The organism is Bacillus cereus group sp. MYBK79-1 (assembly GCF_051915365.1).
Taxonomy (GTDB): Bacteria; Bacillota; Bacilli; order Bacillales; family Bacillaceae_G; genus Bacillus_A.
The window spans coordinates 24935-48628 of sequence record NZ_JBQAEO010000001.1; the positions used below are offsets into that span (position 1 = coordinate 24935).

Below are 23694 nucleotides of genomic sequence, written 5' to 3' on the forward strand. Positions count from 1 at the left end.
AAAAGGCGCTACTCATTTGAGTAGCGCCTTTTGTTCGTAAATTTAAAAACATTATTAGGTAGAACCGTTTTTTGTTTTTTGTTTTGCCTTTCCGAAGAATACTACACCAGCAATGATAATAATGATAAATGCCCATTTTATGAAAGGGTTACTTTCGAAAAATGCAGCGAACCATTTCTCATCTACAATCATTTTCGCAGCAGTATAAGCTAAAACAGCTGCTCCAATTGTAATGATGACAGGGAAACGGTCAACCCATTTTAAAATTAATGTACTACCCCATACTACTACTGGAATGGACACTAATAGCCCGATGATGACTAAAGAAAAATTGCCATGCGCAGCTCCGGCAACAGCGAGAACATTATCAATTCCCATTAACGCATCAGCTATAATAATGGTTTTAATAGCAGACCAAAATCCTTCTTCTGCCTTAATATCATGATCTTTGCCTTCAGCAATTAATTTGTAAGCGATCCATATAAGGAGTACACCACCAATTAGAAGTAGCCCTGGTATTTTTAACAACCAAACGACAACTAAAGTAGCGAGGGCTCTAATTGCGATTGCCCCGATAGTTCCCCATATAATAACTTTCTTTTGTTGATCTTTCGGTAATCGCCTTGCTGCTAACCCAATTACAATGGCATTATCACCGGCTAACACTAAATCAATTACAATGATGGCAAGTAAGGCAGACAAATATTCGGCTGAAAGAAAATCCATATACACATCACCCCTTAAGAGTAATATGTGCTAAAGTGTTGATAATATAAAAAATAGAATTGAATTTGTATATTCAATCCTAAATTTCCTGATATATTTTAATATGTATATGTATTTTAAATTGGAATCAATCGCTCTTGCGATATTTTTTGCTTTTCGTTTCTCTTTCTTAATTTCCGATTCATCTTTTTAATACGATTTTCTCTTCTATTGTCCCAGTTATCACTTTTGTTTCTATTGATATAAAGGAAGGAGGGGGGATAGAATTTACGAGAAGTACTGCACAATACGATAAAAAAAGACTCAATAACCTACTAGAGGAAATAGAGTCTTTCTTATTACATACGGTTATCGTGCCAGAAGTTTAATGGGAAGTGTTCGTTCTCACTATAACTTTCTAATTCATATCCTTTTTCTTTCAGCCCTTTAATAATTCCTGGTACTGCTTTAACGGATTGTGGATGAATATCGTGCATTAGAATTACTTCTGTTGGCTTGTTAGCTCCATTTACAACGTTTTGCACAATTTTAGCTGATGCAGCATCAACAGGCATTTTGCTGTATGTCCAGTCTAAAGAATCAATTGTCCAATCCCAAACTTTCAACCCATTTTCAACAACTTTGTTACGAAGAGCTTCATTTAATCCTGGCATTGAGCCGTAAGATGGACGAGTTAATACTGGTGATTTACCTAGAACACCAGCGATTAAGCCTTGATCTTCCTTCATTTCATCTACATAACGACCTTCTGTATAAAGTTTCTTGTAGTTATGAGTCATACTATGCATCCCAACATAGTGGCCTTCAGCATCTTCACGTTTTACAAGATCAGGGAAAGCTTTTACGTTTGAACCAATTAGGAAAAATGTTGCTTTTGCATTTTCTTTCTTTAACATATCTAAAAGCTCAGCTGTGTATTTTCCAGGACCATCATCAAATGTTAAGTAAGCTACTTTTCTAACTTGCCCATTATATTGTTTTGGAGCTTCTTTCGGTGCAAGAGATGATTGAATTTCACTTACAAGTTGAACAGATTTTGCTTCATCCTCTGTGCTTGCTAGAGCAATATGTGCTGATCCTAAAGCGGCTTCGTATGTAAATAATACCCCCGCGCAAATCACCATAGCCCTTTTTACTAAAGTTGTCATTCGAATTCCATTGTGCATAATTTTCCTTCTCTCTATAAAAGTTCTACTCTACTATATTAGCAATTATAGGGAGGTAATTGCAAAAAAACTTTTTAACTACTGCAAAAAAGTTTGTCCAAAATTATGCAAGATTTAAAAGGAATGACACTTTTAAAGAAATGGAACAAAAGGTGGATAGTTTTAATCTTAAATTGGAACACTACAACGGAAATTAATTTTAGGAGGTGCTTTAATTGAATTATAAAAAAATGCTTTCTATATTTATGATGAGCATATTTACAGTAGGAATGTTATTTGGGTGTAATCCAGCTCCAAAGGATGAACAGGAGCCAGATCCAACGGAGGAACCTTCTGAGCAAAGGCAGGAGGAAAAGAATGAAAAACAAGATCCTTCTATGGAAAAAAATAATGAATTAAACAAGAAGGATGAACAAGAGCCAGATCCAACGGAAGAGCCTTCTGAAGAACAAAAGAAGAAAAAAGAAAATGAGTAGTTGTAGTTTAATGAAATATGTAACGTGATTTTGTAACGAAGAATATTTTCTAAAATATACAACCACTTTTCTTACTTTATAAAAAAGTGGTTGTATAAAATTGTATATGCATTTAAATATTTCATGGATATAAATTTTGTCTTAAGGCTACTTTTTAATTCGTGTAGTTTGTGATGTTTATTTCCCCTAAAATGAAGCTTGAAATCAATATTCATTTATCTTTACAAACTCTTCAATCATCAAATTAAATTCACCCGATAGTTTTATCAACAAACTTTATGTTGCTACTGCTTTCTGTATTACATACTTCGTACAGTATAATTACAATTTTTATTATACTCTCTCCTTAATTTAAATCTACTATCCCCCTGATGTGTATTAGTAAGTATTATAGTGATAAAGTTGTAACAAAATCTTTCAATTGCTTCATGTATTTTATGAAGATTTGCTCTTTCTTTTAACGATTAAAGAGTTAAGTATATTAGAAAGTTTTAATATATTAAAAACTCTATTTTCTCGGAAGCAGCAAATAAAAAATTAAAGAAATTAGACTAAAGTGTTAAAAGGAAGGGGGCTAATCATACTTTCGTATTACTTCATTTTCATTCCAATTATTGATTCGAATATTTTTGTTTTCTATTAAAATATTGGTATAAGAACAATTAAATTTAAAAAGGGAGTGGGAATATGGTTAATTATATTTGCACTACATGTGGAGTACAGTATCCCGAAAATGAAGAAGCACCTTCCCGTTGTAATATTTGCAATGAGGAAAGGCAATATGTGAATCCAATTGGGCAGTCATGGACAACATTAGAAACTATGCAAAATAGCAATTTATACAAAAATGAAATAATAAAAGAAGAAAGTGGTTTGTATAGCATTACTACAAAACCTAAATTTGCAATTGGACAAACAGCATTTTTAATACAAAGTAAAACTCTACATGTTATGTGGGATTGCATTAGCTATTTAGATGATAAAACGATCAAGAGTATATATGATTTAGGTGGTATTCAAGCAATAGCACTTTCTCATCCACATTATTACTCTACACAAGTAAAATGGGCGGAAACATTCAATGTACCTATCTATATTCATGAAGATGATAAAGAGTGGGTGGTTCGCCCGAGTAAACAAATTAAATTTTGGTCTGGGGAACATTTGATATTATCGGAAGAACTTACATTGCATCGCTTAGGAGGACATTTTAAGGGCGGGACTGTTATGCATTGGAAAGAAGGTAACGAAGGGAAAGGAATTTTATTATCAGGTGATATTATACAAGTAGTTTCCGATCAAAAATGGGTAAGTTTTATGTATAGTTATCCAAATCTCATCCCATTACCAGCGAATAAAGTTAGAGATATGGCAGAGAAAGTAAAAGATGTCCAGTTTAGTCGACTATATAATGCATTTCATGGTGTGGTGGAAGATGCGAATAAGGCTGTACAAAGATCTGCTGATCGGTATATAAAGGCTCTGCAAGGAGAACTTTTTCATACGTAATAAAATATAAGGAAGAACTATTTATTTCATCTCAATATTCATATAACCACTTTTATATGCATTTAATACTAAAGTCCTACTATTTATAAACTAATAGGTCTTTCAACTTAGGTAGTTCTCACTCCAATGAGGGATATGAAAGGAAATATATGTAACCTATAATAATTACTATAAAGCTTTGGAAAATGAAAAGGAGGAAATTTGCATGAAGAATTGGGTTCAATTTAGAATTGCAAGACCAACGGATAAATTTGAAGAAGTTATTAATTTTTATGAGATGGGGTTAGGGTTAAAGCGTATAGGAGAATTTCATAATCATGAAGGATATGATGGGGTTATGTTTGGATTACCGGATGCCGAGTATCATTTGGAGTTTACAACGCACGTTAATGGAAGTCCATGTCCGGCACCGACAAAAGATAATTTACTAGTATTTTATATGCCTAATAAAGAAGAAATTGAAAAAATAGTGAATCGATTAAGTAATATGGGCTATCATGAGGTGGAACCAGAAAATCCGTATTGGATAGAGAAAGGGACCACAATAGAGGATCCAGATGACTGGAGAATTGTGCTTATGAACGCATTTGAATAAGGAAGCTCTTTTCGTATGTAATGTAGTGTAACAAAATGATTTAGTCATAAATCCCTACAGCATTTGTAGGGATTTTTATATAAAAAGATTTAGCTAAGAGAGTTATGAAGATGTAGAAAGTATTTTAGCTAAAAATAAATATGATTTATGTAGGAGGAATAGAAGTATGACATTAAAGCATTTTAATGAGTTCGCTAAAAATGTTGGGAATACACCTCTCATTAAATTAGAATGCGAAGAAACGAAGGATCTTTCTGTTTATGCTAAATGTGAATGGCATAACCCTACAGAATCGATTAAGGATAGAGCCGCACTTGGAATGATTAATAAATATTTACAAGAAGCGGACAAAAAACAACCTATTTTAGAGTATAGCGGTGGAAGCTTAGCGAGATCAATTGGCTATATTTGTTATTGTTTAGGAGTTCAATGCACGTTAGTTTTAAGTTCTGGAACTGGTAAATCACTACTAAATGAACTTAAACATTATGGAGCTAACGTGATTTTAGTTGATAAATGTATGGGTTTTTACGCAGTAATTGAAAAGACAATTGAGATTAGCAAACAAAAACCAGAGTTATACTTTTTATTCCAACATTATAATAATGCAAATCTATTAAGTCATATAGAAGGAACAGGACGAGAAATTATTACACAAATGAATGGAAAACCAATACACGCATGGGTAGCATCTGCTGGTACTGGTGGAACTCTAATGGGGGTCTATAAAGCAGTAAAGAATTATACAAAAAAAGTTGAGCTACATTTAGTAATGCCTGCTGAATTGCCTTATGGTTCCGGACAACCACCAAATCATTTAAAGAAATATGCTGGATCAGGTGGGTTCGGCCTAGGAAGGAAACAACATTTCATAGAACAGGAAGACAATTTGATAGAAAAACAATGGACATATTCATATGAAGAAACCTTGTATGAAATGGCACGTTTTTATAATGAAACTGGTATGAAAATAGGAACGTCTGCAGCGGCGAATTTATTAGCTGCTAAACAAATTGGAAAAGGAAAAGGTGCGGATTTTAATGTAGTTACAGTTTTTCCAGACGCAGGTTCTATAGAAGAGTGGTCAGATGTAAAGAGCTTACAAAAAATAAAAAGAGGATCAAACAAATAAAAGTACTTTCAAATTTTATTTCTTACACTATGGGAATTTGATGAAATGAAAACCTGTATATGTACAATGTACAGGTTTTCATATTTGTTCTAGTTATTTGTAGTAACTATATAATTTCACATACCGTATTTAAAAAATAAATATAGGAAAACCAAAAAGTAATGTAGAATATATCGTACATACATATATGAAGTCAACAGAAAAGATAAAGAGGTGGGCATATGTTACTTGAAGAAGTAATGCAGCAATTAGAGGAATATGGAACAGAACAAAATCGTAAAACGTATAAAAACCACGGAGCGAAAGAGCCACTATTCGGAGTTAGTTTTGCCAATTTAAAATTGTTAAAAAAGAAGATTAAAAAAGATCATGATTTAGCGACTTTATTATGGGAAACAAAAAATATGGATGCAATGACTTTAGCAACGATGATTGTAGATCCGAAGGAAGTTACGACAGAACAGTTAAATAAATGGGTACAGGAAGTTGATTATTATTGTTTAATGGACGTTTTGATGACGGCTATTTGTACGTCGCCAATCGCGATAGAAAGAATGGAAGAATGGACAAAGTCTGATGATGAATGGATTGGAAGAGCAGGCTGGTCTTTATTAGCAAATATAGCGATTAAAAATAAAACGTTACATGATGATTTCTTCTCTCCGTATTTAGAAGAGGTTAAAACAAATATACATAATGAAAAAAATAGAAAAAAAGAAGCGATGAATAGTGCTTTAATTGCGATAGGAATTCGTAATGAAGACTTGGAGAGAAAAGCGATTGAAATTGCACATGAAATTGGAAAAGTGCAGGTTGATCATGGGGCAACATCATGCAAAACACCAGATGCAGAGCCGTATATAAAAAAAGCGAGAGAAAGAGCTGAAAAAAAGAAAGTGAAATAAGAAAAGGAGAACGGTTATGAAAGCAAAGGAAGTAGCAAAAAGTATAATTACATCACAATTTCCGAATTGTGATGTAGCTTTACTTGGAGGAAGTATTGCACGAGGAGAAGCGACAAAAACATCTGATTTGGACATTGTAATTATAGATCGTAATTTGTCATCTTGTTATAGGGAATCTTTTTATAGTAATGGATGGCCCGTTGAGGTGTTTGTACATAATTTTGAAACGTATAAAACCTTTTTTAAAATGGATTGTGATCGCGGAAGACCTTCGTTGCCACAATTAGTTTCAGAGGCTATTGTATTAAAAGGTGAAAATGAAATTGTTGAGGAATTAAAAAGAGAAGCAAATGATTTACTAAATACAGGACCAGCTAAATGGACCGAAGAAATGATGAAACAGAAACGGTATTTTATTACAGATACTTTGGATGATTTTATTGGTGCATCAAAAAGAGAAGAAGAATTGTTTATTGCGAATTTATTAGCTGATTTATTACATGAATATGTATTAAGAGTAAATGGTAGGTGGCTTGGAAATTCAAAGTGGTTTATAAGGGTACTTAGAACATATGATGAACAATATGCAGATCAATTTGTAGCGGCGTTTGATCATTTTTATACAACGGGAGAGAAAAGAAAATTAATTACTTTTGTAGAAAAAATGCTAGAACAGTATGGAGGAAGAATGTTCGAAGGGTTTTCTATAGGAAAATAAAAAGGGGATAGCAAAGTGAATGTGCCATTCGTTCAATTAAGAGAATTGACACTAGCTGATGTAGAAGATCGATATCAATGGTCATTAGATCGAGAAGTAACAAAACATTTAGTTGTACCAGATCAATATCCACCGTTCACTCGTGAAGATACAAAAAAATGGATTGAAGCATGTATAAACCGAAAAAATGGTTATGAACAAAGAGCTATCACTGCGGAGAACGGCATACATATTGGATGGGTAGATCTTAAAAACTTTGATAAAACAAATAATAATGCAGAACTGGGAATCGCGATTGGTAATAAAGAGTACTGGGGTAAAGGGTATGGAATAGCAGCCCTATACAGTATGTTACACCTAGCATTCTTTGAATTTGAATTAGAAAAAGTTTGGCTACGTGTAGATGAAGATAATTTACAAGCTAGAAAGAGTTATGAAAAGGCTGGTTTTGTTTGTGAAGGACTAATGAGAAATGATCGATTACGTCAAGGGAAATTCATTCATCGTTATCGTTATAGTATGTTAAGAGAAGAATACGAATTTTTAAATGATAGCTTATAAAAATATTATGTTAACTAAAAGGGGCTGGAGAAATATGATCCGATTACTTACGAAAGAAGATGCGAAACAATATTGGGACTTACGTTTACAAGCATTACAAGTAAATCCGGAGGCATTTGTAACAACTTATGAAGAGGCGATTCGTCAGGAAAATCCTATTAAGCGAGTGGAAAGTAATTTAACAGCTACTACTAGTTGTACACTCGGTGCTTTTAATGAGGATCATCAATTAGTTGGAGTTGTTACTTTACTAACAGAAGAAAAAGAGGCGTATAAGCATAAAGGTCATATCGTTGCGATGTATGTAGATGCAAGTAATCGAAGAAGTGGCCTTGCACGTGAACTAATACGTAAGGCAATTGAAAAAGCAAGAGAAATAAACTTGGAACAATTGACATTAGGTGTTGTGTCCACAAACGAACCAGCAAAAAAATTGTATGAATCAATGGGCTTTAAAACGTATGGAATCGAAAAAAGAGCTTTAAAAATGAACGGTGTATATAGTGACGATGAATATATGGTGTTGTTCTTTTAAGGAAGGGAGTTTAGTATGAAAGACCTCCATTTAGAAAAAAATATGAACCCGCAAGTTGCGATTTTGTATGCGACGGTTACTGATACATTTAAACGATTGCAAAAGTTAGTAGAAGGTATTGATGAGAAAGAACTGTCTTTTAAAAGTTCGGAAAATAATGAAAATAACATCGGACAACTACTTCAACATTTAGCAGTTGTCGATTTACACTGGGTGTACCGCTTAAAAGGAGAAGTAGTTCCACTGACACTTGAAAATATATATGGACCTATGTTAAATGAAGTAGGAGAACTGCCAAGTTTAAGAAAACATACGCTGCAACAATTAATGCAAGATTATGAAGCTGTGCAACAAATGTTTTATGAGGAATGTATGAAACTAACAGAAGCTGATTTAACACGAGAAGTTTTTTACGAAAAGGGAGAAAATGCGACTATAAGGTGGGGGATATGGCATATAGCTGATCATAATCGGTACCATCAAGCTCATATTAGTCGGTTGAGAAAATTGTACAAAGAATATCAACTACATATAATCTAAATGTAAGTGTGAGAAACTCCCCGTAATTAATAGATTAGGGGGAGTTCATTTTAAATGGGCTTTTTTTTCTTTTCTTCCCAAGTTAAAATCAAATTTTTATGGTAGTCTTTTGGTTGCGCCATTAAATACCAGTAAATTATATGCGCAATTGTAGGCTGCCATTTTTTATGGCGTATTCTTATATTTTCGTGATGAGTATAGTGAGTGGAAATTACAGTCGCTTTTGTGTCTGGGAAACCGCTATATACAATATCTTCTATCTCATACCAATAAACTTTATTCCCATCTAAATCAATTATAATACCTTCATCATCCCAATAAAAACCGGTATTCTCTCTTCTTTTTTTCAAAAGATAAAAACTATAGTATATAAAAATGCCTGGGATGATTAAGATTAGAATACCAAGGAAGAAAAATTCATCTATTAAAGCTAAAATACAAATGAATAGAAAAGAAAGTCCTGCAGCTAACATCAATAAGGTGAATACTATGGAAATTTTATATGTTTTCAATATAATCACATCCAAATAACTAATTTATTTCTTAAGCCAAAACTCTTCATCTGTACGATATGCACCAACAATTATGTATATAGCAGATATAAAATGTATACAGATCTCGATTAGCGGAATCTATGGAACGAATGATGTAGCGATTCCTTCTGATTTTATTTTAATATATTGTATAATAAATGAAAACACTATTATTGTTATAAGTTAATGTGGTGTTAAAAAATTTTGCATCCGAATAGATTGAGAGTTATGTAATAAAAAACTATTATAAGGGGTTTTATAATGAAAGCTATTGTAGTAGGGATATTGGCATCATTTTTCTTTGCCTTTACCTTCGTTTTAAACCGGGCGATGGACTTAGAAGGTGGGAGCTGGATTTGGAGTGCATCATTACGGTACTACTTTATGGTTCCGATGCTTTTAGTTATTGTCATGTATAGAGGTAACTTAAAGCAACTCTTTCAATATATGAAAAATAATCCGAAAGAATGGTTAGTGTGGAGTATCGTTGGATTTGGCCTCTTCTATGCACCACTTAGTTTTGCCGGAGCTTTTGGGCCTGGTTGGCTCGTTGCATCAACATGGCAAATTACGATCGTCGCAGGTATTTTGTTAACACCATTTTTTGCAGTAGATCCATTACATAAAAAACTTCCAATGAAGGAATTAGTTATGTCGGGTATTATTTTATGTGGTGTTGTACTTATGCAAGTAGAACATGCTTCTTCATTAGGAATTCGTGAAACTGTTTTATGTGTATTTCCTGTACTTATTGCAGCGTTTGCGTATCCTTTTGGAAATCGAAAAATGATGCAAGTTTGTAAAGGGGAATTAGATGTATTCCAGCGAGTTCTCGGTATGACGTTAGCAAGCTTACCATTTTGGTTTTTATTATCTGGTTATGAAGTATCAACAGGCGGTTTACCTTCAAGTAACCAAGTTTTCCAATGTTTTATTGTAGCAGTTAGTTCTGGTTTAATCGCGACAGTATTATTCTTCTTTGCGACAGATCTTGTAAAAGATGATCCACAAAAACTAGCAACAGTAGAAGCAACACAATCCGGTGAAGTTTTATTTGCGTTAGTAGGAGAACTCATCTTGCTATCAGCGCCAATTCCGTCATCTTTATCTTGGATTGGTATGAGCCTCGTTATTATTGGAATGATACTACATAGTTATGTAGCGATCGTTGTGAAGAAAGAAGAAAAAATAACGGCGTAATGAGATTAGCTCTTTATATTAAGAGCTAATTTTTTCATTGAAAGGAATGATAAAATGAATTTGCAACGCGTGGAACAAATTGAGAAAAATCCAATATTAAATGTGCTACAGTATGCAGTCGGGCCCAGTGAAACTAGCTTAAAGAAAGTAGTTTTATATTATCGAAGTAATAAAGGGATTTTGTACAGATATGAAGAAAAGGCTTGCATAGGTATTGAAATAATTGGAGCAAATAAAGCGAGAATATGTCACATAGCAGTCGCTCCACAAGATCGTCATAAAGGAATTGCGTTGCAAATGACAAAGGAAGTATTAAGAATACATCAATTGACTTATGTAGAAGCAGAGACAGACAAAGAGGCAGTAGAATTTTATAAAAAAATTGGTTTTCAGGTTAAAAGTTTAGGAGAAAAATATCCGGGGATTGAAAGGTTTCATTTGTATTTTAAAAATAAAACATATTGAATTAATCTTAGAATATAATATCCGGAATAGGATTTGAAGAAATAGTTCGTTTTTTATTTTTCCGGTGCTATTTACGGGCAATAAAACGCTCACCTCAAAACAGCTGGAGTAAGGAAGTTAGGTGGCAGCCCTGCAGCCCATAAATGCTCGATTGGTCCGGGCTAATAATCAGTGAGGGATGAACAAAACCTCCACTGATTAAAGTTTCACTTTATCTGTTCTAATTTTAATAGCAACTAGTTATTAGTTTTTGACAAAAATGCAAAAAAGCTAGAATATTCAGTTGATTATAAGGAAGGAAGTAAAATATGAGTAAATCAATAAATAATGAAACAATAGAGAAGAAGCGTGCGGTCTCTTTAGATTTAGCAAGAGGCACTATGTTACTATTAATCGTACTTGCTCATGCACCGCTTTATTTATATGCTGCAGATCCTGGAATTATGCATAGGGTGGAAAGCGGTAGCTTCTTCGATCAAATTGTAAACCTTTTTGGTATATTCATAATTGATAATCGTGCAAGAGCAATGTTTGCCGTATTATTAGGCTACGGTTTGGTTCTAGCATTTGAAGGGCAAATATCAAAAGGGAAAAATGAAAATCATGCTGTAAAAATAGTAAGAAAACGCTCTTGGTATTTAATACTGTTTGGGATTGTGTTAGCGGTCTTAATTGGAGGGCAAGATATTCTAATGGCCTATGGTTTAGCTGGGCTTCTTGTTAGTCCACTATTAAAGTGTAAAATGAAAACATTAATTCGAACACTTATGATTATCACTATATTGTATATCATTTTTATTCCAATAATATGGGGATTTAATATGCAAGCAATAGGCGATTACGGTTTTTCACCAGATGTTTCAGCAAAAGACACGTATCTAAGTACTACAATGTTACGATTACTTTTCTTTCCTGTTATACCTGTTCTCATCCATTTTATGTTCCCGATTCTTCCTTCTGTAATTCTTGGTTTGTGGATTGCTAGATATCAGTTATTAATAAAACCAGAGCAACATTTGAAAAAATTATATTTTATAACAATTATAGGATTAGCAATTTCCTTAATAGGTGCTTTGCCTCTATCTTTTATAGGGACTATATGGTATCCAAGTGTATTTACAGCTGGAATGATAAATGGAATCCATATTTTAACTGGAATTGCTGGAGGATTAGCATATGCAACGGGTTTCGGAATAATAGGGAGTAGATTAAAAAATCCAGGGTACTTTAGCCTTTCATTAATTGCTCTGGGAAAGCGCTCATTAACATTTTTTGTTTTGAATGAGGCACTGCTTGTTATACTATTATCACCTGTAGCATTTGATTTAGGAGGGCATGTAAGTAACGCTCTTGCTGCATTGATAGCAATAAGTATTTGGATATTGTCTGTCCTATTAGCTGCAATAATGGAAAAAAACAATCTGAATGGACCATTAGAGATTTTATTGAGACGTTTAGTATATAAAAATAAAAAAATTGAAAGACGACCCCGATATTAGGGTGTCTTTCAATTTTTTATATTCTATATATAAAATTATAATCTAATGATAGTTCGTTTTTATTCTGGGAATAAAATATGCAAATGCGCATATAGGGTTTAGTTTGAAAAAATTAACATATACATTATATAATAAAGGTATCTGGAAAAATATAGATAAAAGAAAATAGGTGTATAACACATGAGAATGGATAAAAGTAAATTTATAAAAATTGCTACTTCAATAGGGGTATCATCTTTTTTATTAACTGGCTGTGGAGATTATGAAGAAGATACTGCTCAACAAGAAAGTACTGCTGTTAAAACAGATGGTGGAAAACAAGGAAATGAACAAGAAACATTAAATTGTGATGATAAAACTCCTACTAATGAAAATGTAGAAAATGATGAGTTATGTAAAGAAATGAATCCGTCATTTTCATCGTATAATGAAAATTCACATTTACCGATACTTCCATTCGTAGCAGGATATTTATTAGCAAGCAGAACTTCAAATATGAATTATACAGCAAAACCAAATATAATGAAGAAACCGTATGCAAATAATATTATTCCATATCGTGAAAAAGACCAAAGTAGAACTGGTGGCAGCGGTGGAGGCGGATACTACGGCGGAACTAACAGTAACAATAATAACTCTTCCAATAAAGTGGATTTAAATAAACAGCAGCCAAATTCATCAAATAAAGTGACGCCAGATACGAATACACCGAAATCATCTACGACTCAAACGCCGAAAGTGAATTCTGGTTCCAGTGGAATTGGGAATGCAAAAGCGCCGGCCGGATCATAATACGAAAGGATAATGGAATAATGTATACAGAACAAGAGCAGAAAGAGTATATGAAAGTATGGTTTTCACTTGCGGAAGAGGTTGGTAGGAATGGATTTACATGGCCAAGCCTTTTAGAGAAGGAAGAATGGAATCAATATATGGCAACGGGTATGTATCGTATGCCAGTAAACACATATACTGCTATTTCAAAAGCGACAGAGGAAATTATGTATGTGTTATATAGAACGTATCAATATATTGTCAATACGACAGAAGATTTTCAAAAACTAGGATTTCCAGCTGAAACGTGGGAAATTGCGAGAATGAAACATACTGGTTTGTTTTCATATTTTACAAGGTTTGACTTTATCGTAAATGGTGAAGATATAAAGTTAATAGAAGTAAATTGTGACACACCAACTGGTTATTTAGAGCCGTCTGTCGCAAATGAAGTGTTATGTCGTTATCATAATGTAAATCACCCAAATCATATAGAAGAGCATATTGTGCAGGCTTGGGAACAAATTAAACATGACTATAATATAAGTCCTATAGAGACAATATATTTTACTAGTTATGATTGGCACGATGAAGACCATCAAACAGTTCAATTTATAAGAAACTATTGTTTAGATCAATCAACGGATTATATAGGTATACAAGATATCGTTGTTGCAGATGATGGTATATATACGGCAAATGGTGAACGAATTCATTATTTATATAGACTATATCCAATTGAATATTTAGTTTCAGATGTTGATAAAAAAGGGAAAAGAATTGGTCTCCAGTTTTTAAATCATATAGCGCAAGGAAGAGTGAAAATCATAAATCCACCGGCTGCCTTTCTTATGCAAAATAAAAGTGTACTCGCATTAATTTGGCAACTATTCGAAGAGGAAGTTTTCTTTGAAAAAGAGGAGCGAGAAATCATTCAGAACTACTTCTTACCAACCTATTTTACAAATAAACCATTTATAGAAAGAAATGAATCATATGTTTCTAAACCTTTATATGGCCGTGAAGGCGGAGGGGTATCTATATACGAAAATGATGAGCTTTTAGCAGAAGACAAAACAGCCTATTACTTTGAACAGCGGAAAATATATCAGCAATACATAGAAATGCCTGACTACACAATTGACACATGGGATGGTCCGTATACTGGAAAACTATTAATTGGTTCACACTGCATTAGCGGGAGAGCTGCTGGGATATTTTTACGTGTAGGTGAGAAAATAACGGGAAACTTATCGATGTTTACAGGGGTTACAATTGAAGGATAAATGAAACAAAGAGCCCATCATTTTTGATGGGTTCTTTCGTTTATATATAGTGATTTTTTTTCTTGTGATGTAACATATAACTAAGCTCTATGTGAGTGGATTACCATTTTTTATGTTCATAAAAACGATTAAGTTAAAAATTAAGAAAAATATGATAATATATGTATGTAGTAGTTTAATACAAATGGGGGAACAATTGTGAAAATGAATGACATAGTGGCAAGTACACCATTGCCAAATACAATCAAAACAATTACAAATGATTTAAGAAAATTAGGATTAGAAAAAGGAATGACGGTTATTGTGCATTCTTCGCTAAGTTCTATTGGCTGGGTATCTGGCGGAGCAGTTGCGGTAGTAGAGGCGTTAATGAAAGTTATTACGGAAGAGGGAACAATTATTATGCCAACACAATCTTCGGATTTATCTGATCCGAAACATTGGTCAAGGCCACCTGTACCTGAAGAATGGTGGCAAATTATCAGGGATAACGTACCAGCATTTGAGCCACATATTACACCAACAAGAGCAATGGGTAAGGTAGTTGAATGTTTTCGTACATATCCGAATGTAGTACGTAGCAACCATCCATTAGGAAGTTTTGCGGCATGGGGAAAATATGCAGAAGAAATAACGATGAATCAGTCACTATCAATGAGTTTAGGAGAAGAGTCTCCATTAAGAAAAATATATGATTTAGACGGATACATATTATTAATAGGTGTTGGATATGATTCCAATACGTCTGTACATTTATCTGAAGTACGTTCTGGTGCATGTGAGTTAATAAAAGTAGGGGCGCCTATTATAGAAAATGGTGAAAGAGTATGGAAAGAGTTTGTTGATATGGATTACGATTCTGATAAGTTTGTAGAAATCGGTGTAGAGTTTGAGCGAAAAGGAACTGTAACAAATGGAAAAATAGGAAATGCAACGTGCCGTTTTATGAAGCAACGGGATATCGTTGACTTTGGAACAGAATGGTTTCTTAAGAAAAATCAGTAAGGGATGGTTACAATGAAGGGAAAAAAGGTATTAATTACGAGTGGTGGTTGTTTAGAAAAATGGGACCAAGTGCGTGGTCATACGAATATGGCAAAAGGAACAATTGGTAGAATAATCGCCGAAGAGCTTATAAGTAAAGGAGCACATGTTATATATTTACACGGTTATTTTGCTGAGAAACCAAAAGATATAAATAATCAGTTGGAATTACACCCGTTTGAAGGAATTGTTGATTTGCAGGATAAAATGAAAAGTATCATTACACATGAAAAAGTCGATGCGGTCATTATGGCAGCGGCTGGATCAGATTGGATTGTAGATAAAATTTGTGATCAAGAGGGCAATGTTCTTGATATGAATGGAAAAATCTCAAGTGATATAGCGCCAATTATACATTTTCAAAAGGCACCGAAAGTATTAAAGCAAATAAAACAGTGGGATCCAGAAACGGTACTTGTTGGCTTTAAGCTTGAAAGTGATCTAAATGAAGAAGAACTGTTCGAAAGAGCGAAAAATAGAATGCAGGAAGCGAAGGCGAGTGTAATGATTGCAAATTCACCACATTCTTTATATTCACGCGGAGCAGTGCACTACGTAATTGGACATGACGGTAAAGGGAAGTTATGTAATGGGAAAGATGAAACAGCGAAAGAAATTGTCAAAAGGTTAGAAGTACTTTGTAATCACATTACTGTTTTATAATTTTTAGTATTTGGATAAGAATGAATCCGCATAATATATATAGGTAAGTGAAACTTTAATTTATGGGAATTTAACTTTTACACGAACATTAACCATTCAAGATCGATACATAGCATAATTGGTGAGGAGTGGATTCTATGGAACATTTATTAAAGCAAGCTATTAAACTAAGAAACGAAAAGAAATATGCGCAATCCAGAGAGATACTTATTGGGCTAACAAACTTTACGAGGGATGCAGAAGTGCTATTTCAATGCGCCTGGATACATGATGTAATGGGACTTGAAACAGAGGCAGTGCCGTATTATGAACAGGCAATTGTAAATGGACTTGATGGTGAGTCACTTTGCGATGCATATATCGGTCTTGGCAGTACATATCGTTGTATAGGTGAATATGACAAAGCAATTACAGTTTTAGAAACGGGTTTGCAGCAGTTTCCGGATAATGACGTGATGAAGGTGTTTCTCTCTTTAGCAAAATATAACGTAAACGAACATGAAACTGCAATGAAATTATTACTTGAAACAGTCGTAAAAGCAGAGGAAGTAAAAGAATTTGAACGTGCCATTTCATTTTATAAAGACCATTTAAACGAGGTTTTTAAATAAGAGGGTGAATGTATGAATTTTGCATTATCACGAAGGCGAAAAGGTATTTGGTTTGGACTAATATCTTTCATCTTGTTATCAAACTATTTATTATATGCTCTTCCGATTGTACCAGCTGCTCCGAAAGAAGTAGTGCTTGGATCATTATTAGATTGTATGTTTGTAATTCCAATCATTACGTATTTCTTTATTATTCGAAAAAGATACTCGTTAACATATATACTCCCTGTCGTAATAGCTGGTTATATATTTGCAAGATTTATTATTCCAAGCGACTATTTACAAGCTTTTTCATACGTTTCTTATATTATAGTTGCAGGAGAAATTGCTTTTGTATGTTTAGAGTTATTCCTTCTATATAAAATTGTTAGAAAGCTTCCTAACATAATAAAAAAATATAAAGAATATAAAAGGGAGTATTCTTCATTTTCTTATGCAATTGATGCTGCGTTTGACGACACTATGAAAAGAAATAAATTAATAGATATCATTGTAACAGAGTGTAAGTTAATTTATTATGCATTTTTATCGTGGCGTGAAAAAGTGCCAGAAGGTGAAGGTGTATACTCATACCATAAAAAGACTGGTGCAATAGGTGTATATATCATGATCATCCATGCAACCTTAATAGAAAGTATCGGTTTTCATTATTTGCTTCATCAATGGAATCCAGTAATAGCATGGATTTTACTTATTTTAAACGTGTATGCAATGTTTTATTTTTTAGCTGAAATACAAGCAATGCGAAAAAATCCAATTATTGTTGCGGAAGAAAAGATTATCATTCAAATTGGATTAGGAAAGAAAATTATTATACCATTTAAACAAATTGATAAAATTACGTTTTATAAAGGAGAACTTTTAAAGAAAGAGAAAGAGGTTCTTGATGCAACGGTGATGGAATTTATAAAGGAACCTCCAACATTTGAAATAATACTTAAAGAGCCAATGAAAGCACAATTGTTATATGGATTTTCTAAAACAGTAAGTCGTGTTCACTTAAATGTTGATGAGGAACGGAAGTTTTATGATGCGGTGATGGAGAATTTGAAACATGAATAATGTTACTAATTTTCATCATGCGTTTGGTGTGTATGGCATTTGTATCGAAAACAATAACTTATTAGTAATTGATAAAATGAAAGGTCCATATAGAAATCGGTATGATTTACCTGGTGGTAGTCTAGAAGATGGGGAATCATTATTAGCTCGACTTCATAGAGAGATTAAAGAAGAGACTGGTCTAAAGGTAACAGTAGTAAAACAAATAGGTACAGTTGATTTTCAATTTCCATCAAAATTCAAGGAGTACACACATGTTCATCATATCGCAGTTTTTTACTTTGTTGAAAGGTGCGAAGGTGAATTCAAAGTACCGGAACAATTTGAAGGACAAGATTCAATAGGAGCTAGATGGATTCCAATAAAAAGTATTACTGAAGATAATTCATCTCCTCTTGTATGTAGTGCTGTGGATTGGTTAACAGAATCTAAGTTTCATTTAGAAGTAAAGGTTTATAAATCATGGGTTATAAAATAATAATGTTATTTAAGCCCTTTCTAATTTAGAAGGGGCTTTTTTGTGAAGTAGAAAATGAATTTATATCTTTAAAAACAAGTAACGAATTGGCTGAACGCTTTCTAAGTGGAAATATAAAGGGATATAATGAAAGAACTAAAATAAATGGGGGAATTTTAAAATTGAGTTGTTTACATACGTCAGGAATTGAAATTATTGAAAGGAAAATACGCTATGATGGTACAACTGTAGATCATGCTTGTTTACTAATAGAAGCGCAGCAGGAAGAAATTGTTTTATACCATGAAGTACAGTACTCTTTTACAATGGAAGCGAATGATAAGAAGTTAACGATCCCGAAAGGAAGTTATACAGTTGCATATTACTGGAGGAATCGTCCATATAATTTATACGTTTGGAGAGATCAGGATGGAGGTTATCTAGGTTCTTATTTTAATATTGTAAAGCATACATATATAACGGACCAAATGGTGTCTTTCGAAGATTTAATCGTTGATATTATGGTACTTCCAAGTGGAGAATTTTTTATTTTGGATGAGGATGAATTAACCGAGCCGTTAGAACAATTTGAAGACGGATATGTAGAAAAAGCTCTTCATACAGTCAAAAATACAATTCAAGAATCGCTTCCAAATATTATTTCAGAAACTGCTACTATTTTTAAAAATAAATAATGTTCTTTAAAACCTAGTTGACTTATCGGAAATATTTGTATAGTATGTAGTTAATTCTATAACGTATAGCTGATTGGAGAAACCAAAGGCATTTCATTACAAGATGAAATGCCTTTGGTTTTTTTATTGTACAAATGTTGTATCTATTCATTTAAATGAATCATTCCAAGGAGGGGAAGAAGTGACTGTTTCAATTGATGGGGTATCAAAATATTTTTCGAAACAAACTGGTACGGTTCAAGTGCTAGAAGATATTAATTTCCAATTAGAGAGAGGCGATTTTGTCACTGTAATCGGACCGAGTGGTTGCGGGAAAAGTACGCTGTTGAAAATTGTTGCGGGATTAGATAACGAATTTGAAGGTGAAGTTATCATCGATGGGGAGAAAATCGTAAAACCGAGTAAGAAACAAGGTTTTATTTTTCAAGAACATCGCTTATTTCCGTGGTTAACAGTTGAAGAAAATATTGCTGCAGATTTGTCACTAAAAGATAAGTATGTAAAAGATAAGGTAAAGGAATGGGTTGAAATCGTTCGATTAGACGGTTTTGAAAAATCTTATCCGAAAGAAATTTCAGGCGGTATGTCGCAACGTGTTGCGATTGCGAGAGCTTTATTAAGAGATCCGAATGTATTACTACTTGATGAACCATTCGGAGCACTTGATGCTTTTACTAGAAGTCATTTGCAAGAAGTGCTTTTAAATATTTGGGAACAGAAGAAAACGACAATGATATTTGTTACTCATGATATAGACGAAGCGATATATCTTTCAAACCAAATTATTATCATGAGTGCAAAGCCTGGAAAAATACATAAAGTGATTGAAAATAATTTACCTTATCCACGTAGTAAAACTTCGGAATTATTCCAAGAAATTCGTACGAAAGTATTACAGCAGTTTGAACATGGGGGACTGATTCAAACGAGTATATAGGAAAAGGGTGGATTATATATGTATAAAAAAGGTAAAGTTCTTTCTTTTGCATTAGCTATATCTATATTTTTATTAGGGTGTGAAAAAAACACAGCAAGTAGCAAGAAAGAAGATGTAACAATTCAAATTGGTATACAGCAAGGGTTAAGCCCGCTATTATTAGCACAGAAAAAAGGATGGTTTGAAGAGGAGTTTAAAAAAGAAGGAGTTAAAGTGAAATGGACAGAGTTTCAAAGCGGACCTCCCTATTTTGAAGCGATCGCATCAAATCGATTAGACTTTGGCGAAGTTGGAAACTCCCCGGTTATTTCAGCGCAAGCAGCTGGTATTGAATTTACCGAAATTGCTAATACAAGTTATGCGAGAAAAGGAACAGGCATTCTTGTACAAAAAGATAGCAAAATTACGAGTGTAAAAGATTTAAAAGGTAAAAAAATCGCAGTAGCAAAAGGAAGTAGCGCATTTAATTTATTGTATCGAGCATTAGAAAAAGAAGGTATCAATGCGAAAGATGTAAATGTCATTCAATTGCAACCAGATGAAGCGCAACCTGCATTTGAATCAGGATCAGTAGATGCATGGGCCATTTGGGACCCGTTCATTTCATTACATACGTTAAATAAAGGAGCGAAGGTTATTGTAGATGGTGAAATATTAAATGTATCTTCTCCAGAATTTTTAATTGCGAGAACAAAGTTTGCGAAAGAACATCCAGAATTAGTTGAGAAATTCCTTGAAGTTTATGAAAAAGCACGTGTATGGCAAGAGTCAAACATTGATGAAGCAATAAAAATATATACTTCTGCAAAGAAAATAGATGCTGACATTGTAAAAGAAGTGTTTAATCATGACAAACCAATTTTAGTTCCAGTAACGAAAGAAATAATAGAGGAACAGCAAAAGACAGCGGATTTTCAATATAAACTCGGTTCTATAAAGAAAGAAATCAAGACAGATAAAGTTGTAGATAATTCTTTCGTAGAAAAAGCAGTAAAGGCGAAATGAAAAGAGGTTTTGTAAATTGGAGAATACGAAAGCTGTTATGAAAAGAGCGAGTATAACGATTGGCAAAAACAATGTAAAGAAAGTGCGAAAGACGAATGTGAAAGTGATAGTAAGAGCGATTACGATACCGATTATCGTATTAATTATTTGGCAGTTAGCGGGCGTATTCAATCTAGTTTCTAAAACAGTATTACCAACGCCATTGGATATATTTCTAGCTTTTCAAGAGCTTATAAAAACAGGAGAGTTATTCGGCCATTTAAGTATTAGTGTATTCAGGGCTGCGGCTGGCTTCTTTATCGGCGGGAGTTTAGGAATTATTTTAGGAACGATTGTTGGATTTTCAACGAGAAGTGAGCAATATTTAGATCCGTCTGTACAGATGTTAAGAACTGTACCTCATTTAGCAGTTGCACCGCTTTTCGTATTATGGTTCGGTTTTGGAGAAACATCGAAAGTATTATTAATTGCGGACGGTGCATTTTTTCCTTTATATGTAAACGCGTTTTTAGGGATACGGGGTGTAGATTCAAAGCTTTTTGATGTTGCGAGAGTGTTAGAGTTTAGTAAAAGAAAATTAATTACGAAATTGATTTTACCTGCCGCATTGCCGAACCTATTACTTGGAGCAAGATTATCTTTAGGAGTTGCATGGGTAAGTTTAGTAGTAGCAGAACTGATGGGATCTACAGAAGGTATTGGCTATATGATTATGGACGCAAGGCAATTTTCAAATACAGATATTGTATTTGTCGGTATTATTATCTTTGCATTCGTTGGGAAGTTTTCTGATTCACTCGTACGTTTACTTGAAGTGAAGTTTTTAAGGTGGCGAGATAATTTTAAAGGTGAGACAGGGAATTAACATATAAAGTGAAACTTTAATCAGTGGGGGCATCCCACACTGATTATTAGTTGAACCAATCGGGCATTAACGGGCAGTTGATCCCCCACCTAATTTCTTTGATTTCGCTGAATTTTGAGGTGGGGATCTTACTGCCCGTTAATGCGGGGTAAATTATTAGGGGTAATTTATATAGAGCATTTTAGTATACGTTTTACAATAAAAAAGGGGTGTATAAAGTTATGGAATTGTTATGGTTTATTCCGGCTTATGGAGATGGTCGATATTTAGGAACAACAAAACGAGGAAGAGCAGCTGAATATGGTTATTATAAACAAGTCGCACAGGCAGCTGATTATTTAGGATATACAGGTGTGTTACTCCCAACTGGTCAAGGATGTGAAGATCCATGGGTATTGGCATCGGCACTTGCAGCTGAGACAGAGAAATTAAAATTTTTAGTAGCAGTTAGACCAGGACTAATGTCACCAACAGTAGCAGCGAGGATGGCATCGACATTTGATAGAATTTCAGAAGGAAGGTTACTTATTAATGTAGTAGCTGGAGGGGATCCTGTTGAATTGCAAGGAGATGGATTATATCTTGAACATGATGAAAGGTATGAAGCAGCAGATGAATTTTTAAAAGTTTGGAAATCGACCTTGCAAGGTGAAAGTATTTCTTTAGAAGGAAAACATATTAAAGTTACGGATAGTAAAGTTGTATTTCCACCGGTTCAAACGCCGTATCCACCAATTTATTTTGGCGGATCTTCCGCTGCAGGTAAAGAAGTTGCAGCGGAGCATAGTGATGTGTATTTAACGTGGGGAGAGCCACCAGAGCAAGTAAAAGAGAAAATAGATGAAGTAAAAAAACTTGCGGAAGAGAAGGGGCGTAACGTACGATTTGGTATTAGACTACACGTAATTGTAAGAGAGACAGAAGAAGAAGCATGGGAAGAGGCTGAAAGGTTAATTCAATATGTAGATAATGAAACAATTGAGCTCGCTCAAAAAACATTTGCAAGATATGATTCAGTCGGTCAAAAACGGATGACACATTTAAATAAAGGTACGAGAGAGTCGTTAGAGATAAGTCCTAACTTGTGGGCAGGTATTGGGCTTGTAAGAGGTGGTGCAGGTACTGCGCTTGTAGGAGATCCGCATACAGTAGCAGATAGAATAAAAGAATATGAAGCGTTAGGAATTGATACGTTTGTTTTATCAGGATATCCTCATTTAGAAGAAGCATATGAAGTGGCAGAACTGTTATTTCCTTTATTGAAAGAAGATAAGAAACAAGAAAATAAAATTGTTGGTGAAATGATAGCTGATGCGTATGCATTAAAAAAGTAGTGAGAAATAAAGTGAAACTTTAATCCTTTGGGTGAATTGTCCCAAAGGATTATTAGTTGAACCAATCGGGCATTTACAGGCAGTTTCACCTATGTTTTGCTTCATTTTGTTTACTGCCTGTTAATACGGGATAAAAAAACTCGCAAGTATTTCACTTGCGGGTTTTCATCGTAAACTATTAGAAAATATGGTAAAATTAAAAAGTAACTTAAGGTACGGTTGGTTGTTCAATTATCACTTCTCCGAATAGGAGGGGGGTGATAATACATGAGTGAAATAGCGTTGCTACTGCAGGGTGGACTGTTTCTCGTTGCATTGTTAACGTTCGTCGTCGTTTTAATAGACAAGCTCAAAAAATAACAACCCACCTATGCCAATAGAATGTGGGTTGTTTTGTTTGT

Annotated in this window: 28 protein-coding genes and 1 pseudogene; 25 read left to right on the forward strand and 4 right to left on the reverse strand. The window is 33.8% G+C overall.

All coding sequences use genetic code 11. The annotated features are described in order from the left end of the window. Positions 1–54 precede the first annotated feature (54 nt). From ACTFOB_RS00100 to ACTFOB_RS00110, 3 genes and pseudogenes are all read right to left on the reverse strand, one after another. Positions 55–726, reverse strand: coding sequence for a TerC family protein (locus ACTFOB_RS00100; RefSeq protein ID WP_440023779.1), 672 nt, complete (start codon positions 724–726; stop codon positions 55–57). A gap of 116 nt (positions 727–842) precedes the next feature. Beyond that, a pseudogene (locus tag ACTFOB_RS00105) lies at positions 843–959 on the reverse strand (DUF3841 domain-containing protein); the annotation flags it as partial. Between the two features lie 105 nt (positions 960–1064). Beyond that, positions 1065–1892 carry a peptidoglycan-N-acetylglucosamine deacetylase gene (locus ACTFOB_RS00110; protein WP_440023782.1) on the reverse strand — a complete coding sequence of 276 codons (828 nt, stop codon included), beginning with the start codon at positions 1890–1892 and terminating at the stop codon, positions 1065–1067. 215 nt (positions 1893–2107) lie between these two features. Between ACTFOB_RS00110 and ACTFOB_RS00115 the strand changes: the two genes are divergently transcribed. The 9 genes from ACTFOB_RS00115 (at position 2108) to ACTFOB_RS00155 (ending at position 8863) form a co-directional block, all read left to right on the forward strand. Then, positions 2108–2368 carry a hypothetical protein gene (locus ACTFOB_RS00115; RefSeq protein ID WP_120340984.1) on the forward strand — a complete coding sequence of 87 codons (261 nt, stop codon included), beginning with the start codon at positions 2108–2110 and terminating at the stop codon, positions 2366–2368. Between the two features lie 687 nt (positions 2369–3055). Then, a complete protein-coding gene (locus tag ACTFOB_RS00120; protein ID WP_440023784.1) occupies positions 3056–3877 on the forward strand; it encodes a hypothetical protein in 822 nt (273 codons plus the stop codon). Positions 3878–4082: 205 nt separating this feature from the next. Further along, positions 4083–4472, forward strand: a complete 390-nt coding sequence (locus tag ACTFOB_RS00125) for a VOC family protein (RefSeq protein ID WP_440023785.1) — start codon at positions 4083–4085, stop codon at positions 4470–4472. 166 nt (positions 4473–4638) lie between these two features. Further along, positions 4639–5604 carry a PLP-dependent cysteine synthase family protein gene (locus ACTFOB_RS00130; RefSeq protein ID WP_151635143.1) on the forward strand — a complete coding sequence of 322 codons (966 nt, stop codon included), beginning with the start codon at positions 4639–4641 and terminating at the stop codon, positions 5602–5604. A 221-nt stretch (positions 5605–5825) separates the two neighbouring features. Next, a complete protein-coding gene (locus ACTFOB_RS00135) occupies positions 5826–6509 on the forward strand; it encodes a DNA alkylation repair protein (RefSeq protein WP_440023787.1) in 684 nt (227 codons plus the stop codon). A gap of 16 nt (positions 6510–6525) precedes the next feature. After that, positions 6526–7227: a nucleotidyltransferase domain-containing protein gene (locus ACTFOB_RS00140; RefSeq protein WP_440023788.1), complete on the forward strand. Its 702-nt coding sequence runs from the start codon at positions 6526–6528 to the stop codon at positions 7225–7227. Positions 7228–7242: 15 nt separating this feature from the next. Then, positions 7243–7788, forward strand: coding sequence for a GNAT family N-acetyltransferase (locus ACTFOB_RS00145; RefSeq protein WP_440023790.1), 546 nt, complete (start codon positions 7243–7245; stop codon positions 7786–7788). 34 nt (positions 7789–7822) lie between these two features. Next, positions 7823–8323, forward strand: a complete 501-nt coding sequence (locus tag ACTFOB_RS00150; RefSeq protein WP_440023792.1) for an N-acetyltransferase family protein — start codon at positions 7823–7825, stop codon at positions 8321–8323. A 15-nt stretch (positions 8324–8338) separates the two neighbouring features. Next, complete coding sequence (locus ACTFOB_RS00155) at positions 8339–8863, forward strand: DinB family protein (RefSeq protein ID WP_440023793.1); 525 nt, start codon at positions 8339–8341, stop codon at positions 8861–8863. A 50-nt stretch (positions 8864–8913) separates the two neighbouring features. Here the strand turns inward: ACTFOB_RS00155 and ACTFOB_RS00160 are convergent, their stop codons facing one another. Further along, positions 8914–9384 (reverse strand): hypothetical protein, encoded by a 471-nt coding sequence (locus tag ACTFOB_RS00160; RefSeq protein ID WP_440024764.1) that lies wholly within the window; start codon positions 9382–9384, stop codon positions 8914–8916. Between the two features lie 273 nt (positions 9385–9657). Here ACTFOB_RS00160 and ACTFOB_RS00165 point away from each other — a divergent pair, with 273 nt between their 5' ends. The 16 genes from ACTFOB_RS00165 (at position 9658) to ACTFOB_RS00240 (ending at position 23653) form a co-directional block, all read left to right on the forward strand. After that, entirely contained in the window at positions 9658–10596 is a 939-nt protein-coding gene (locus ACTFOB_RS00165) for a DMT family transporter (protein WP_440023795.1), read from the forward strand. A gap of 54 nt (positions 10597–10650) precedes the next feature. Further along, positions 10651–11061 carry a GNAT family N-acetyltransferase gene (locus ACTFOB_RS00170; protein ID WP_440023797.1) on the forward strand — a complete coding sequence of 137 codons (411 nt, stop codon included), beginning with the start codon at positions 10651–10653 and terminating at the stop codon, positions 11059–11061. A gap of 308 nt (positions 11062–11369) precedes the next feature. Next, positions 11370–12560: a DUF418 domain-containing protein gene (locus tag ACTFOB_RS00175; RefSeq protein ID WP_440023799.1), complete on the forward strand. Its 1191-nt coding sequence runs from the start codon at positions 11370–11372 to the stop codon at positions 12558–12560. A 180-nt stretch (positions 12561–12740) separates the two neighbouring features. Beyond that, a complete protein-coding gene (locus ACTFOB_RS00180) occupies positions 12741–13352 on the forward strand; it encodes a hypothetical protein (protein ID WP_440023801.1) in 612 nt (203 codons plus the stop codon). A 20-nt stretch (positions 13353–13372) separates the two neighbouring features. Beyond that, positions 13373–14620, forward strand: coding sequence for a glutathionylspermidine synthase family protein (locus ACTFOB_RS00185; protein WP_440023803.1), 1248 nt, complete (start codon positions 13373–13375; stop codon positions 14618–14620). A gap of 204 nt (positions 14621–14824) precedes the next feature. After that, complete coding sequence (aacC, locus tag ACTFOB_RS00190; protein ID WP_440024766.1) at positions 14825–15625, forward strand: BA2930 family N-acetyltransferase; 801 nt, start codon at positions 14825–14827, stop codon at positions 15623–15625. A 12-nt stretch (positions 15626–15637) separates the two neighbouring features. Then, on the forward strand, positions 15638–16327 hold the full coding sequence (locus ACTFOB_RS00195) for a phosphopantothenoylcysteine decarboxylase domain-containing protein (protein ID WP_440023805.1): 690 nt from the start codon (positions 15638–15640) through the stop codon (positions 16325–16327). A 137-nt stretch (positions 16328–16464) separates the two neighbouring features. Beyond that, a complete protein-coding gene (locus ACTFOB_RS00200; protein WP_440023806.1) occupies positions 16465–16938 on the forward strand; it encodes a tetratricopeptide repeat protein in 474 nt (157 codons plus the stop codon). A gap of 12 nt (positions 16939–16950) precedes the next feature. Next, complete coding sequence (locus ACTFOB_RS00205) at positions 16951–18000, forward strand: hypothetical protein (protein WP_440023809.1); 1050 nt, start codon at positions 16951–16953, stop codon at positions 17998–18000. Continuing rightward, positions 17993–18478 (forward strand): NUDIX hydrolase, encoded by a 486-nt coding sequence (locus ACTFOB_RS00210; RefSeq protein WP_440023811.1) that lies wholly within the window; start codon positions 17993–17995, stop codon positions 18476–18478. The genes ACTFOB_RS00205 and ACTFOB_RS00210 overlap by 8 nt, the downstream gene beginning before the upstream one ends. 161 nt (positions 18479–18639) lie before the next feature. Then, entirely contained in the window at positions 18640–19152 is a 513-nt protein-coding gene (locus tag ACTFOB_RS00215) for a DUF402 domain-containing protein (RefSeq protein ID WP_440023812.1), read from the forward strand. A 181-nt stretch (positions 19153–19333) separates the two neighbouring features. Beyond that, on the forward strand, positions 19334–20089 hold the full coding sequence (locus tag ACTFOB_RS00220) for an ABC transporter ATP-binding protein (protein WP_440023813.1): 756 nt from the start codon (positions 19334–19336) through the stop codon (positions 20087–20089). Positions 20090–20107: 18 nt separating this feature from the next. Continuing rightward, the gene (locus ACTFOB_RS00225) at positions 20108–21094 is read left to right on the forward strand and encodes an aliphatic sulfonate ABC transporter substrate-binding protein (RefSeq protein ID WP_151635175.1); all 987 of its coding nucleotides are present in this window, start codon (positions 20108–20110) and stop codon (positions 21092–21094) included. Positions 21095–21110: 16 nt separating this feature from the next. Then, a complete protein-coding gene (locus ACTFOB_RS00230; protein WP_151635177.1) occupies positions 21111–21959 on the forward strand; it encodes an ABC transporter permease in 849 nt (282 codons plus the stop codon). 221 nt (positions 21960–22180) lie between these two features. Next, a complete protein-coding gene (gene ssuD / locus ACTFOB_RS00235) occupies positions 22181–23293 on the forward strand; it encodes an FMNH2-dependent alkanesulfonate monooxygenase (RefSeq protein ID WP_440023816.1) in 1113 nt (370 codons plus the stop codon). 267 nt (positions 23294–23560) lie between these two features. Beyond that, positions 23561–23653, forward strand: coding sequence for a putative holin-like toxin (locus tag ACTFOB_RS00240; protein ID WP_001289320.1), 93 nt, complete (start codon positions 23561–23563; stop codon positions 23651–23653). Positions 23654–23694: the final 41 nt, after the last annotated feature.

Coding starts and splice junctions, on each gene's coding strand:
- ACTFOB_RS00185 (WP_440023803.1), top strand. CDS start 13,373: ATGTATACAGAACAAGAGCAGAAAGAGTATATGAAAGTATGGTTTTCA.
- ACTFOB_RS00150 (WP_440023792.1), top strand. CDS start 7,823: ATGATCCGATTACTTACGAAAGAAGATGCGAAACAATATTGGGACTTA.
- ACTFOB_RS00205 (WP_440023809.1), top strand. CDS start 16,951: ATGAATTTTGCATTATCACGAAGGCGAAAAGGTATTTGGTTTGGACTA.
- ACTFOB_RS00195 (WP_440023805.1), top strand. CDS start 15,638: ATGAAGGGAAAAAAGGTATTAATTACGAGTGGTGGTTGTTTAGAAAAA.
- ACTFOB_RS00135 (WP_440023787.1), top strand. CDS start 5,826: ATGTTACTTGAAGAAGTAATGCAGCAATTAGAGGAATATGGAACAGAA.
- ACTFOB_RS00120 (WP_440023784.1), top strand. CDS start 3,056: ATGGTTAATTATATTTGCACTACATGTGGAGTACAGTATCCCGAAAAT.
- ACTFOB_RS00175 (WP_440023799.1), top strand. CDS start 11,370: ATGAGTAAATCAATAAATAATGAAACAATAGAGAAGAAGCGTGCGGTC.
- ACTFOB_RS00125 (WP_440023785.1), top strand. CDS start 4,083: ATGAAGAATTGGGTTCAATTTAGAATTGCAAGACCAACGGATAAATTT.
- ACTFOB_RS00200 (WP_440023806.1), top strand. CDS start 16,465: ATGGAACATTTATTAAAGCAAGCTATTAAACTAAGAAACGAAAAGAAA.
- ACTFOB_RS00240 (WP_001289320.1), top strand. CDS start 23,561: ATGAGTGAAATAGCGTTGCTACTGCAGGGTGGACTGTTTCTCGTTGCA.
- ACTFOB_RS00110 (WP_440023782.1), bottom strand. CDS start 1,892: ATGCACAATGGAATTCGAATGACAACTTTAGTAAAAAGGGCTATGGTG.
- aacC (WP_440024766.1), top strand. CDS start 14,825: ATGAATGACATAGTGGCAAGTACACCATTGCCAAATACAATCAAAACA.
- ACTFOB_RS00130 (WP_151635143.1), top strand. CDS start 4,639: ATGACATTAAAGCATTTTAATGAGTTCGCTAAAAATGTTGGGAATACA.
- ACTFOB_RS00165 (WP_440023795.1), top strand. CDS start 9,658: ATGAAAGCTATTGTAGTAGGGATATTGGCATCATTTTTCTTTGCCTTT.
- ACTFOB_RS00210 (WP_440023811.1), top strand. CDS start 17,993: ATGAATAATGTTACTAATTTTCATCATGCGTTTGGTGTGTATGGCATT.
- ACTFOB_RS00155 (WP_440023793.1), top strand. CDS start 8,339: ATGAAAGACCTCCATTTAGAAAAAAATATGAACCCGCAAGTTGCGATT.
- ACTFOB_RS00100 (WP_440023779.1), bottom strand. CDS start 726: ATGGATTTTCTTTCAGCCGAATATTTGTCTGCCTTACTTGCCATCATT.
- ACTFOB_RS00180 (WP_440023801.1), top strand. CDS start 12,741: ATGAGAATGGATAAAAGTAAATTTATAAAAATTGCTACTTCAATAGGG.
- ACTFOB_RS00170 (WP_440023797.1), top strand. CDS start 10,651: ATGAATTTGCAACGCGTGGAACAAATTGAGAAAAATCCAATATTAAAT.
- ACTFOB_RS00225 (WP_151635175.1), top strand. CDS start 20,108: ATGTATAAAAAAGGTAAAGTTCTTTCTTTTGCATTAGCTATATCTATA.
- ssuD (WP_440023816.1), top strand. CDS start 22,181: ATGGAATTGTTATGGTTTATTCCGGCTTATGGAGATGGTCGATATTTA.
- ACTFOB_RS00140 (WP_440023788.1), top strand. CDS start 6,526: ATGAAAGCAAAGGAAGTAGCAAAAAGTATAATTACATCACAATTTCCG.